The following is an 11,905-nucleotide window of genomic DNA, read 5'->3' as shown; positions in this document are numbered from 1 at the left end:
GGCGGATTGTGTTGCTGCGGAGCGGTGACACGCCATAGAGTCGCCAACCGTCGGCATGGTGCCACGCTGACCTATCGATAAATGTTCCTGGTCACATCCAAGGAGGTAAGACGACTTGTGAATGAGTCGACATTTACTCCCGGGGGTGCGGAGCCAGGAGCCCCGATCGGCTCCGTCGCGGTGCGGACCTTCGCGACGCACCAGCCCATGACGCCAGCCCATACGATGAAGATGACGGACGGCCTACACGTGAACGCCACGGCCGGCAACGAGATGGGCCGAGAGTCCACCCACTTCGCCGCCTTTGACGAGGTGCCCGAGGGGCACTTCTACGACCCCGACGCCGAGTACGAGCCCGACCCGGAGTACGCGGCCACCCTCGCACCCGACGCTGCCCGCCAGCGCCGCGAGCGGATCGGCCCCACCGGACGGCCCCTGCCGTACTTTCCGATCCCGGGCCCGCTGACCGACCACGGTCCCGCGAAGATCATCGCGATGTGCAACCAGAAGGGCGGCGTCGGCAAGACCACGTCGACCATCAACCTGGGCGCCGCGCTCGCCGAGTACGGACGACGGGTGCTGCTCGTCGACTTCGACCCGCAGGGAGCCCTGTCGGTCGGCCTCGGCGTGAACCCGATGGAGCTCGACCTCACCGTCTACAACCTGCTCATGGAGCGGGGCATGTCGGCGGACGAGGTGCTGCTCAAGACCGCGGTCCCCAACATGGACCTGCTCCCGAGCAACATCGACCTCTCCGCCGCCGAGGTGCAGCTGGTCTCCGAGGTCGCGCGCGAGTCCACGCTCCAGCGTGCGCTCAAGCCGCTGATGAACGACTACGACTACATCGTGATCGACTGTCAGCCCTCGCTCGGCCTGCTGACCGTGAACGCCCTGACGGCCGCTCACAAGGTCATCGTGCCGCTGGAATGCGAGTTCTTCGCGCTGCGCGGTGTGGCCCTGCTGACCGAGACGATCGAGAAGGTCCAGGAGCGGCTCAACCCCGACCTGGAGCTCGACGGCATCCTCGCCACGATGTACGACTCGCGGACGGTGCACTCGCGCGAGGTGCTCGCGCGCGTCGTCGAGGCCTTCGACGACCACGTGTACCACACGGTGATCGGACGTACCGTGCGCTTCCCGGAGACCACGGTCGCCGGAGAGCCCATCACCACGTACGCCTCCAACTCCGTGGGTGCCGCCGCCTACCGTCAGCTCGCCAGGGAGGTGCTCGCCCGGTGTCACGCCGAGTGAGTCTGCCCGGCGCCGACGAACTGTTCCGTACGACCGGGGGGATGGCGCTGCAGGCGTCCTCGCCGCGCCGAGCCGTTCCGGCCCCGGCGGGCGAGAGCGACACGGCGGCCTCGGAGAGCGGGGCGGGCGGGGCGGAGCACTCCTCCGCCGACTCCGAGCCCGCCGAGCCGCGCGCCCGCGGGGCGGAGGCCGAGGCCCCGGCCTCCGCGCCGTCGAAGGCCGCCGCCTCCGCCCAGGCCGCCCGGCGGCGGAGCCGCGCCGCCAACCGGCGCCCCAGCGGGCGTGAGCGCCACGACGAGAAGATCACGGTCTACGTCTCCGCCGAGGAGCTGATGGACCTGGAGCACGCGCGCCTGGTGCTGCGCGGCGAGCACGGCCTCGCGGTCGACCGCGGCCGGATCGTCCGCGAGGCGGTCGCCGTGGTCCTGGCGGACCTGGAGTCCCGCGGCGACGCGAGCATCCTCGTCCGCCGCCTGCGCGGTCGCTGACGGTACCCTGCGGGCTCCCGCCCCCCCGCTCCACCAGGACCCCCGATGCCCCACCCCCCAGACGAAACGTCCCGCCCGCCCCACCGCCGCCTCCTGGGCCGCGGCCCGGGGTCGGCCGCACCGCGACCCTCCGGGGCGGACGAGGCGGGCGAGGCGGGCCTGACGGAAGCCGACGGGGCGGCTCCGGCGGACGTCGTCGAACCGACTCCGGCGGACGCGGTCGAAGCGGCTCCGGCGGACCTGCCCGCCCCGGCGCACGCGCCGGCGGGCCCGGGGATGCCCCTCGGCGGCCCGGAGACGGCGTCCGACGCCCAGGGGGTGCACGGGGAGCCGTACGGCGCCGAGAGGGCGCTCACGGCGCCTGGGGGCGCGGACGAGGCGCCCGCAGAGCCCCCGGGGCCGCCGGGCGACGGGAACGCGCCGGGCGACGGGAACGCGCCGGGTGCGCGCTCCGGTCCCGAAGCCGCGCCCGAGGGCTCGCCCGCCACCGAAGTCGCGCCCGAAGTCGAGCCCGCCACCCAAGCCGCGCCCGAAGTCGAGCCCGCCACCGACGGCTCGTCCGCCGCCCCCCTCCCCGCCGACGGCCGGTTCACCGTGCGGCTCGCGAACTTCGAGGGGCCGTTCGATCTGTTGTTGCAGCTGATCGCCAAGCACCGGCTCGACGTCACCGAGGTCGCGCTGTCCGAGGTGACCGACGAGTTCATGGCGCACATCCGTGCGATGGGGCCCGACTGGGACCTCGACCAGACGACCGAGTTCCTGGTCGTCGCCGCCACGCTGCTCGATCTCAAGGCCGCCCGGCTGCTGCCCGTCGCCGAGGTGGAGGACGAGGCCGATCTGGCGCTCCTGGAGGCGCGGGACCTGCTGTTCGCGCGGCTGCTGCAGTACCGCGCGTACAAGCGGATCGCCGAGATCCTCGCGGACCGCTGGGAGAGCGAGGGACGCCGCTACCCCCGCACGGTCGGTCTGGAGCCGCACCACGCGGAGCTGCTGCCCGAGGTCGTCATCTCCATCGGCGCCGAGGGCTTCGCCGCCCTCGCGGTCAAGGCCATGCGGCCGAAGGCCGAGCCGCAGGTGTACGTGGACCACATCCACGCGCCCCTCGTCAGCGTCCGCGAGCAGGCGGGGATCGTCGTCGCCCTGCTGCGCGAGCGCGGGGTGCTGAGCTTCCGGGAGCTCGCCGAGGGCGCCGAGGACACCCTCACCGTCGTCGCGCGCTTCCTCGCGCTCCTGGAGCTCTACCGGGAGAAGGCCGTCGCACTCGACCAGGAGACCGCCCTCGGCGACCTCACCGCCTCCTGGACGGGAGGGGACACGGACCTCGCGGCGGCGGTCACCGACGAATTCGATCAGGAGGACCCGGACCATCGGGACCACCGGGAACGCCGGGAAGTCCGGGACGCACGTCAGGAGGCCGTCTCGTGAGTGAGCTCGCTCTCAAGCCCGCGCTCGAAGCCGTCCTCATGGTCGTCGACGAGCCCGCCACCGAGGCGCACCTCGCCAAGGTCCTCGACCGCACCCCCCGCGAGGTCGCCGAGGCCCTGCGCGAGCTGGCGGACGAGTACACGGTCCAGGGCCGCGGCTTCGAGCTCCGGCTGGTCGCCGGGGGCTGGCGTTTCTACACCCGCGCCGCGTACGCCCCGGCCGTCGAGGCCTTCGTCCTGGACGGGCAGCAGGCCCGGCTCACCCAGGCGGCCCTGGAGACGCTGGCGGTCGTCGCGTACCGCCAGCCGGTCAGCCGCTCGCGGGTCTCCGCGGTCCGCGGGGTGAACTGCGACGGCGTCATGCGCACCCTGCTCCAGCGCGGTCTGGTGGAGGAGGCGGGCGCGGAACCCGAAACAGGTGCGATCCTGTACAGGACGACGCACTACTTCCTGGAGCGGATGGGCCTGCGCGGCCTGGACGAGCTTCCGGAGCTCGCGCCCTTCCTCCCGGAGGCGGAGGCGGTGGAGCCGGACTCCCTGGAGGGCGTGCCGTCGTTCGATCCGGACGCATACGAGACTACGGAAGATTGATGCGAAGCAGCAGCGGCAGGAACAGCAGCGGAAACAACGGCGGGAGCCGTGGTGGCAACAGCGGCGGCCGCGGCGGCAGCAGCGGCGGCGGCCGGGGCGGCAGCGGCTCCGGCGGCGGCTACCGAGGTGGTAGCGGCTCCGGCAGTGGCGGTGGCGGCGGCTACCGGGGCGGCAGCGGCGGCTCCGGCGGCGGCGGTGGCTACCGCGGCGGCAGCGGCAGCGGTGGCGGCGGCGGTCGTGGCGGCTCCGGTGGTGGCTACCAGGGCGGCCGTGACGACCAGAAGCGCGGGAGCAGCCCGCGTCGGCCCCGTCCCGAGGACCGGAGCTACGACGTCGACGGCCTCGCCGGCCGTCCCTCCGACGGCCCGAGGCGCGGTCGCGGCGACGCCGCCCGCGGCGGTGCCAAGGGCGGTCCGAAGCAGTCCCCGAACCGGGGCGGCGGCCGCACGGCCCCGTCGCGTTCGCGTGAGTTCGACGTCCGGGCGGAGGAGCGCAACCGCGAGCGGTACGCCAACAAGCCCGAGATCAAGACGCCCAAGACCTTCCCGGGCGCCGAGCAGGAGGGCGAGCGGCTCCAGAAGGTGCTCGCCCGCGCCGGCTACGGCTCGCGCCGTGCCTGCGAGGAGCTGATCGAGCAGGCCCGCGTCGAGGTCAACGGCGAGATCGTGCTGGAGCAGGGTCTGCGCGTGGCGGACAAGGACGAGATCCGGGTCGACGGCCTGACGGTCGCCACCCAGTCGTACCAGTTCTTCGCGCTCAACAAGCCGGCCGGTGTCGTCTCCACCATGGAGGACCCCGACGGGCGCCAGTCCCTCGGTGACTACGTCACCAACCGCGAGACGCGGCTCTTCCACGTCGGCCGGCTCGACACCGAGACCGAGGGCATCATCCTGCTCACCAACCACGGCGAGCTGGCCCACCGTCTCACCCACCCCAAGTACGGCGTGAAGAAGACCTACCTGGCCGCCATCACCGGCCCGCTGCCCCGCGAGGTCGGCAAGCGGCTGAAGGACGGCATCGAGCTGGAGGACGGCTACGCGCGCGCCGACCACTTCCGGGTCGTCGAGCAGACCGGCAAGAACTACCTGGTCGAGGTCGTGCTCCACGAGGGCCGCAAGCACATCGTGCGACGGATGCTGGCCGAGGCCGGCTTCCCGGTCGAGAAGCTGGTCCGCACCGCCTTCGGCCCGATCACCCTGGGCGACCAGAAGTCGGGCTGGCTGCGCCGCCTCAGCAACACCGAGGTCGGCATGCTGATGAAGGAAGTCGGTCTCTAAAGACCCGCTGCCCCCAGCCCCACACGAGGCCCGTGACCGCCCGGCGGTCACGGGCCTCGCGTGCGTTTTCGTCCTTGTGTGCGAACGCCCCTCCGTTTTATAGTCAGAGTGACTTTTAAAGGGTACGGGGTGGGGAGGCGACCGCATGAAGCGTTACGGGCACGGCCTGGTCCTCGGCGCGTTCTGCCCGCCGCACGCCGCCCACCACCGGCTCGTCCGCACCGCCCACGCGCGCTGCGAGCGGCTCACCGTCCTGGTCCGCGGCTGCCCCGACGACCCGCTGCCGCTCGCCGAGCGGGTCGCCTGGATGCGCGAGATCCACCCCGAGGCCCTCGTCACCGGCACCACCGGCGACAACCCCCTCGGCGCCCTCCGCGAACCCGTGGACGCCGTCTTCACCCCCGGCTCCCCGGCCGAGGACGTCCTCGCCGACCCCGCCGCCCACTGGCACCTCCTGGAGGCACCCGTACAGGCCGCCCTCACCCGGCGCGTGGTCGTCCTCGGCGCCGGCCACACCGGCACCACCACCCTGGCCCGCGCCCTCGCCGCCCACTACCGCGGCCGCGGCGGCGTCTGGGCGCGCACCCGGTACGTCCCCGAGTACGCGCCCGAGTACCGTGCCGCCCGCGACGGCGCGCCCCTGCGCTCCGGGGACTTCCCGCTCATCGCCCTCGGGCAGGCCGAGCGCGAGGAGGAGCGCGCCCGGGACGGCTCGCCGGTCCTGGTCTGCGACACCGACGCGTTCACCGTCACCATCCGCCACGAGCGGCACATGGGCACCCGCAGCGCCGACACCGGCGAGATCGCCGCCCGCGCCCGCCACCACCTGTGGCTGCTCACCGACCACCGCGGGATAGCGGACCCGGGGAACCCCGAGGGCCCCGAGCGCCCCGGGGACCCCGAGGGCGCCGCCCGGCTGCGGCCCTGGGCCACCGCCCGGCTGCTCACCCAGCTCACCCGCACCGGGCGCCGCACCGCCGTCCTCACCGGACCGCACGAGGAGCGGCTCGCCGCGGCCGTGGCCGCCGTGGACGCCCTGCTCGCCACGCCCCTGGAGCGCCGATGACCACCACCCACCCGGCCCTGGCCGGCTACGACCCGCGCGCCTTCGAGCCGTTCGCCGTCACCGCCGACCTCGCCGTGTTCACCGTCCGCGAGGGCCGGCTGCACGTCCTGCTCGTCGAACGCGGCCAGGAGCCCCACGCCGGCAGCTGGGCCCTCCCCGGCGGCTTCGTGCTGCCCGAGGAGTCCGCCGAGCGCGCCGCCCGCCGCGAACTCGCCGAGGAGACCGGGCTGTCCGGCGCGACCACCGCCCGGCTCCACCTGGAACAGCTGCGCACCTACAGCGAACCGGACCGCGACCCCCGGATGCGGGTGGTCTCCGTCGCGTTCGCCGCGCTCGTGCCCGACCTGCCCGACCCGCGCGGCGGCGGGGACGCGGCCCAGGCCCGCTGGCTGCCGTACGAGACGGTCCGCGGGCTCGCCTTCGACCACGACCGCATCCTCGCCGACGCCCGCGAACGCGTCGGCGCCAAGCTGGAGTACACCTGCCTCGCCACCGCCTTCTGCCCGCCCGAGTTCACCCTCGGCGAGCTGCGGCAGGTGTACGAGACGGTCTGGGGCGTCCCGCTGGACCGCCCCAACTTCCGGCGCAAGGTCCTCGCCACCCCCGGCTTCGTCCGGCCCGTCGAGGCACCGCCGCGCCGCACCGGCGGACGGGGGAAACCGGCCGCTCTCTACCGGGCGGGCGAGGCCACCGCGCTGCACCCGCCGCTGCTGCGACCGGAAGGACGAACGCCATGACGCACGGAGCGACGGCCGGCCCCGCCAAGCGGGCCGCGACCGGGGCGCTGCTCGGCCTCGCGCTCGGCGACGCGCTGGGCTTCCCCACCGAGTTCAACGACGTCCCCGCGATCCTGGCGAAGGCCGGGCCGTGGCGGCGGATGGAGCAGCCCGTGCGCCGCGGGCTCTCCTACATCACCGACGACACCCAGATGACCCTGGCCCTCGCGCGCGGCGTGCGCACCGCCCTGGACCGGGGCGCCCTCACCCCGCTGCGGCTCGCCCGGCCGGTCCGCGACGAGTTCGTCGACTGGTACCACTCGCCCGAGAACAACCGGGCCCCCGGCAACACCTGTCTGAGGGCGTGCCGGCTGCTCGACACCGACCGGCTCTGGCAGGACGCCAGCCAGATCCACTCCAAGGGCTGCGGCGCCAACATGCGGGTCGCCCCGATCGGACTCGTGCCCGGCCTCGACGACGGGCAGCGCGCGGGCGCCGCCCAGCTCCAGGCGGCCCTCACCCACGGGCACCCCACGGCCCTCGCCGCCTCCGACCTCACCGCCCGGGCCGTGCACCTGCTCGCCGGGGGCGTCGACCCCGCCGGACTCGTCGGCCGGCTCCGCTCGTACGCGTACGAGAAGCGCTCCCACTACGACGAGCGCTGGCTCGGCGACCTGTGGACCCGCTCCCAGGACCCCTCGCCGCGTCACTTCGCCGAGCGCGGCTGGGACGAGTGCCTGGCGGTCCTCGAACGGCTCGACGCGGTGCAGCGCACCGCCGACCCGGAGCTCGACCCCTGCACGTACACCGGCGACGGCTGGATCGCCGAGGAGGCCCTCGCCACCGGCCTGCTCTGCTTCCTGCTCTTCCCCGACGAGCCGCTCACCGCGCTCCGCCGCGCCGCCTGCACCCGCGGCGACTCCGATTCGATCGCCTGCCTCGCGGGCGCCTTCGCGGGCGCCCACCTCGGCGCGGACGCCTGGCCCGCGGAGTGGGTGGAGCGGATCGAGCACCGGGACGAGCTGCTGGCCTTCGGGGCGGCCTGGGACGCCGTCTAGAGCGCCGCCTTCCGGGCCCTGACCAGGAAGTCCTCGACGCGCGCCCGGTCCGGGGCGGCGGGCAGCGGGCTCGTGTCACGGGCCCGGTCGGCCTCGTCCTGGAGCCGGCCCATCCAGCGCTCGGCGTCCTCCCAGGACACCTCGCCGCGCTTCACCGCGAGCAGCCGCTCGCGCTCCTCGCCCACGTCGACGCGGAGCTCGCCGCTGCGCAGCAGGTCGCGGCAGCTGGTCAGCAGCCGCAGCAGGTGCATGGCGTGCTTCCAGCGCGGGGCCCCGTACTGCCGGACGTCCGCCTCCAGCTTGCGGCGCTGGCCCTCCGCGTAGCGCACGAAGGTGGTGTGCGCCTGGCGGGACAGGAACGCCCCGCGCAGCGCCAGCAGCTCGCGACCGGTGGCGTCGACGTGCTCGACGACGGGGGAGTGCAGGCACTCCAGGATGTTCGGGTTGTTGCGCAGGGCGAGCTCGCAGAAGCGTTCCAGCTCCCAGCTGAACTGCTCCTCCGCCGGGCCCTCCACATGGGCCGGCGGCTTCTCGAAGCGCCAGAACAGCGGGGTCGGGGCCAGATAGACGCCCCGGCGGTCGGTGTCGCTGTCCTCGGTCGCCAGACCGAACGCGCGCGACCCCATGACGCAGGAGTAGATCGTGTGGTCGCGGACCAGCTCTTCGGGAGTCATGCGCGCCAGGCTAGGCCAGGGTGATGTTCCCGTCCGACACATTAATCCGTTCCTCCGGGAGCCGGCGGGGCGCCGGGCCCGCCGCCACCGTGCCGTCGGTGACGCGGTACTTCGAGCCGTGGCAGGGGCAGTCGATCGTGCCGTCGGCGACCGTGTCCACCAGGCAGCCCTGATGCGTGCAGACCGCCGAGAAGGCCCTGAACTCGTTCGCCACGGGCTGGGTGACCACGACCTTCGCGTCCTTGAAGACCGTGCCGCCGCCGACCGGGATGTCGGAGGCGGCGGCGAGCACGGTGGGCGAGGGCGTGCCGCTCGTCCGGGTGCCGTCCGTGCCGTCGCCGCCGCCCGACCCCCCTCCGCAGCCGGCGGCCAGGGCGGCACCACCGGCGAGGAGCGCGGTACGACGGGGGAGGGCGTCAGCAGTCATGCCGCCCAGCTTGGCCGGGCGCCCGGCACCGGTGCCGCGACACGCCTACGCCCAGGGCGTCAGCTCCCTCGCCCGGCCGTCCTCGTCCCGCCGCACCTCCAGGAGCTCCGTCACCGCCGCGCGCTCGATCGGCCCGTACACATGCGGGAAGAGCAGGTCCTCCGAGCCCTCCCAGCGGACCTCTCCGGAGAGCAGCGACTCGTCGACGACCAGGACCAGCAGCGGGCCGGCCGCGTTCCGGTAGTGGGCGTCGGCGACGGCCAGGGCGGCCGTCCCGTCCGGCGAGCAGTGGACGAAGCCCTCGGCCGCCAGGGAGGGCGGGGCGTACGGGAGGCCGGGATCGGCGGACCATGCGTCCAGGGGTACGACGTGCATCAGCATGCCGACAGTTGTACCCCGATGTACCCCGACCGTGACCCCGCCGACCCGCTGCCCCGAGTGGCGCAACGCACCGGTGCGGAGGGGATCGGCCGTGTTCCAGGGCTCCAGCGGCCCCGACCCGCTCCGCAGGCCGTCGACGAACCCCCGACCGGCCGCACTCCCGCGCCCGCCGCGCCGCCGTCTCGGAGGGCGGGCGCCCCGACGACACCTCCGAACGGCTGACTAGGCTTGGGCCGGAGCACTGACGCGCGGAAGGAGCACGAGGTGGCGGTACGAGCGGTCCGAGGCGCCGTCCAGCTGGAGCGGGACGAGGCCGGACACATGCACGAGCGGGTCGAGGAGCTCCTCGCCGCCGTGCTCGAACGCAACGGGCTGACCGCCGACGACCTCATCAGCATCTGGTTCACGGCCACGCCCGACCTGCACAGCGACTTCCCCGCCGCCGCGGCCCGTCGCGTCGGCATCGTGGACGTCCCCCTGATCTGCGCCCAGGAGCTCGACATCGAGGGCGCCATGCCGAGGGTCGTACGCCTCCTCGCGCACATCGAGTCGGATCTGCCCAAGTCCCGGATCGCGCACGTCTACCTCGGTGCCGCGGCCGCCCTGCGCAAGGACATCGCCCAGTGAGAACCGCGCTCGTCATCGGAACCGGCCTGATCGGCACCTCGGCGGCGCTCGCCCTCGCCGGGCGCGGCATCGGCGTCCATCTGCGCGACCACGACCCCGACCGCGCCCGCACCGCCGCCGCGCTCGGCGCGGGCACCGAGGACACCCCCGAGGGCCCCGTGGACCTCGTCGTCGTCGCCGTACCGCCCGCGCACGTCGCCGGCACCCTCGCCGAGGCCATGCGGGCCGGGCTCGGGCGCGGCTACATCGACGTGGCCAGCGTCAAGGGCGGCCCCAAGCGCGAGCTGGAGGAACTGGGCCTCGACCTCACCGCGTACATCGGCACCCACCCGATGTCCGGCAAGGAGCGCTCCGGACCGCTCGCCGCCACCGCCGACCTCTTCGAGGGCCGCCCCTGGGTGCTGACCCCCGGCCGGGACACCGACACCGAGGTCCTCAACCTCGCCCTCGAACTCGTCGCGCTCTGCCGGGCCGTCCCCGTCGTCATGGACGCCGACGCCCACGACCGCGCCGTCGCGCTCGTCTCGCACACCCCGCAGCTCGTGTCCTCGATGGTCGCGGCCCGCCTGGAGCAGGCCGACGAGACCGCGGTGCGCCTCTGCGGCCAGGGCATCCGCGACGTCACCCGGATCGCCGCCTCCGACCCCCGCATGTGGGTCGAGATCCTCTCCGCCAACCCGGGACCCGTCGCCGACGTCCTCGCGGGCGTGGCCGCCGACCTCGACGAGACGGTCCGGGCGCTGCGCTCCCTGGAGTCCGGCGACGACGCCAAGCGCCGCGCCGGCGCCTCCGGCGTCGAGGACGTCCTGCGCCGCGGCAACGCCGGCCGCGCCCGCGTCCCCGGCAAGCACGGCGCCGCCCCCACCGCGTACGAGACGGTCGTCGTCCTCATCAGCGACCAGCCCGGCGAGCTGGCCCGCATCTTCGCCGACGCCGGCCGCGCCGGGGTCAACGTCGAGGACGTCCGCATCGAGCACGCGACCGGCCAGCAGGCCGGCCTGGTCCAGCTGATGGTCGACCCCTCGACGGCCCCCGCCCTGGCCGAGGCCCTGCGGGAGCGGGGCTGGGCGCTGCGCACCGGCTGAGCGGGGATCCCGGCCCCCGACGCGGGGTCCGGGGCCCGCTGGGCCGAACGGGGGCGGCGGACTCGGTAACCTTGTGGGGGTCCCCGCATGTCCGCCGGGGGCTCCCGCTCACCCAGGAAGGCGTTCCCCACCGTGGAAACCGTGATCGTCGCCATCGACGGCCCCTCCGGCACGGGCAAGTCGAGCACCTCGAAGGCGGTGGCCGCCAAGCTGGGGCTGAGCTACCTCGACACCGGCGCCCAGTACCGGGCCATCACCTGGTGGATGATCAGCAACGGCGTCGACGTCCAGGACGCCGAGGCCGTCGCCAACGCCGCCGCCAAGCCCGTCATCGTCTCCGGCACCGACCCGGCCCGGCCCACCATCACCGTCGACGGCCTCGACGCGGCCGGACCCATCCGTACCGAGGAGGTCACCTCCAAGGTCAGCGCCGTCAGCGCCGTCCCCGAGGTGCGCGCCCTGATCACGGAGCTCCAGCGGTCCATCGCCAAGGGCGCCGAGCACGGCATCGTCGTCGAGGGCCGGGACATCGGCACCACCGTCCTGCCCGACGCCGACCTCAAGATCTTCCTCACCGCCTCCCCCGAGGCCCGCGCCGCCCGCCGCTCCGGCGAGGTCAAGGGCGCCGACGTGCACGCCACCAAGGAAGCCCTGATCAAGCGGGACGCGGCCGACTCCAGCCGCAAGACCTCCCCGCTCGCCAAGGCCGGCGACGCCGTCGAGGTCGACACGACCGAGCTCACCCTCGACCAGGTCATCGAGTGCGTCGTCACCCTGGTGGACGAGAAGAGGACGGCCGCCAAGTGACCCAGCCCTCCGAGAAGGGCGCCGCCGTCGGCC

At 74.2% G+C, this 11,905-nt stretch carries 14 protein-coding genes; 11 read left to right on the top strand and 3 right to left on the bottom strand.

The genetic code is table 11. The features are described from left to right. Positions 1-225: 225 nt before the first annotated feature. The 8 genes from AB0Q96_RS25740 to AB0Q96_RS25705 all read left to right on the top strand — a co-directional run bounded on the left by AB0Q96_RS25740 (position 226) and on the right by AB0Q96_RS25705 (position 7,871). Positions 226-1,251, top strand: coding sequence for a ParA family protein (locus AB0Q96_RS25740; RefSeq protein WP_046909525.1), 1,026 nt, complete (start codon positions 226-228; stop codon positions 1,249-1,251). Next, positions 1,248-1,739, top strand: a complete 492-nt coding sequence (locus AB0Q96_RS25735) for a hypothetical protein (protein WP_365329407.1) — start codon at positions 1,248-1,250, stop codon at positions 1,737-1,739. The genes AB0Q96_RS25740 and AB0Q96_RS25735 overlap by 4 nt, the downstream gene beginning before the upstream one ends. Positions 1,740-1,784: 45 nt before the next feature. Further along, complete coding sequence (locus tag AB0Q96_RS25730; RefSeq protein ID WP_365329324.1) at positions 1,785-3,164, top strand: segregation/condensation protein A; 1,380 nt, start codon at positions 1,785-1,787, stop codon at positions 3,162-3,164. A gap of 38 nt (positions 3,165-3,202) precedes the next feature. Then, positions 3,203-3,754, top strand: coding sequence for an SMC-Scp complex subunit ScpB (scpB, locus tag AB0Q96_RS25725; RefSeq protein WP_365329405.1), 552 nt, complete (start codon positions 3,203-3,205; stop codon positions 3,752-3,754). Continuing rightward, complete coding sequence (locus AB0Q96_RS25720; protein WP_365329322.1) at positions 3,754-5,031, top strand: pseudouridine synthase; 1,278 nt, start codon at positions 3,754-3,756, stop codon at positions 5,029-5,031. The genes scpB and AB0Q96_RS25720 overlap by 1 nt, the downstream gene beginning before the upstream one ends. Before the next feature lie 145 nt (positions 5,032-5,176). Then, positions 5,177-6,097, top strand: coding sequence for an AAA family ATPase (locus AB0Q96_RS25715; RefSeq protein ID WP_365329320.1), 921 nt, complete (start codon positions 5,177-5,179; stop codon positions 6,095-6,097). Continuing rightward, a complete protein-coding gene (locus tag AB0Q96_RS25710) occupies positions 6,094-6,834 on the top strand; it encodes an NUDIX domain-containing protein (RefSeq protein ID WP_365329318.1) in 741 nt (246 codons plus the stop codon). The genes AB0Q96_RS25715 and AB0Q96_RS25710 overlap by 4 nt, the downstream gene beginning before the upstream one ends. Beyond that, complete coding sequence (locus AB0Q96_RS25705) at positions 6,831-7,871, top strand: ADP-ribosylglycohydrolase family protein (RefSeq protein WP_365329316.1); 1,041 nt, start codon at positions 6,831-6,833, stop codon at positions 7,869-7,871. Before AB0Q96_RS25710 ends, AB0Q96_RS25705 begins: the two co-directional genes overlap by 4 nt. Here the strand turns inward: AB0Q96_RS25705 and AB0Q96_RS25700 are convergent. From AB0Q96_RS25700 to AB0Q96_RS25690, 3 genes are read right to left on the bottom strand one after another with little or no spacing between them, the layout of a single operon-like run. Beyond that, positions 7,868-8,545, bottom strand: coding sequence for a nucleotidyltransferase domain-containing protein (locus AB0Q96_RS25700; RefSeq protein ID WP_365329315.1), 678 nt, complete (start codon positions 8,543-8,545; stop codon positions 7,868-7,870). The genes AB0Q96_RS25705 and AB0Q96_RS25700 overlap by 4 nt on opposite strands. Positions 8,546-8,555: 10 nt before the next feature. Continuing rightward, a complete protein-coding gene (locus AB0Q96_RS25695) occupies positions 8,556-8,972 on the bottom strand; it encodes a Rieske (2Fe-2S) protein (RefSeq protein WP_365329313.1) in 417 nt (138 codons plus the stop codon). A 45-nt stretch (positions 8,973-9,017) separates the two neighbouring features. Further along, complete coding sequence (locus tag AB0Q96_RS25690; protein ID WP_365329311.1) at positions 9,018-9,353, bottom strand: DUF952 domain-containing protein; 336 nt, start codon at positions 9,351-9,353, stop codon at positions 9,018-9,020. A 264-nt stretch (positions 9,354-9,617) separates the two neighbouring features. On the opposite strand from AB0Q96_RS25690, the gene aroH reads away from it, so the two are divergent. The 3 genes from aroH to cmk all read left to right on the top strand — a co-directional run bounded on the left by aroH (position 9,618) and on the right by cmk (position 11,872). Continuing rightward, on the top strand, positions 9,618-9,980 hold the full coding sequence (gene aroH / locus AB0Q96_RS25685) for a chorismate mutase (RefSeq protein ID WP_365329309.1): 363 nt from the start codon (positions 9,618-9,620) through the stop codon (positions 9,978-9,980). Next, positions 9,977-11,065, top strand: coding sequence for a prephenate dehydrogenase (locus AB0Q96_RS25680; RefSeq protein WP_365329307.1), 1,089 nt, complete (start codon positions 9,977-9,979; stop codon positions 11,063-11,065). Before aroH ends, AB0Q96_RS25680 begins: the two co-directional genes overlap by 4 nt. A gap of 87 nt (positions 11,066-11,152) precedes the next feature. After that, complete coding sequence (cmk, locus tag AB0Q96_RS25675; protein WP_365329305.1) at positions 11,153-11,872, top strand: (d)CMP kinase; 720 nt, start codon at positions 11,153-11,155, stop codon at positions 11,870-11,872. The last annotated feature ends 33 nt before the right edge of the window (positions 11,873-11,905 follow it).

It is taken from the genome of Streptomyces sp. NPDC093111 (genome assembly GCF_040683955.1).
Taxonomy (GTDB): domain Bacteria; phylum Actinomycetota; class Actinomycetes; order Streptomycetales; family Streptomycetaceae; genus Streptomyces.
This window is presented reverse-complemented; position numbering and strand designations above follow the sequence as displayed.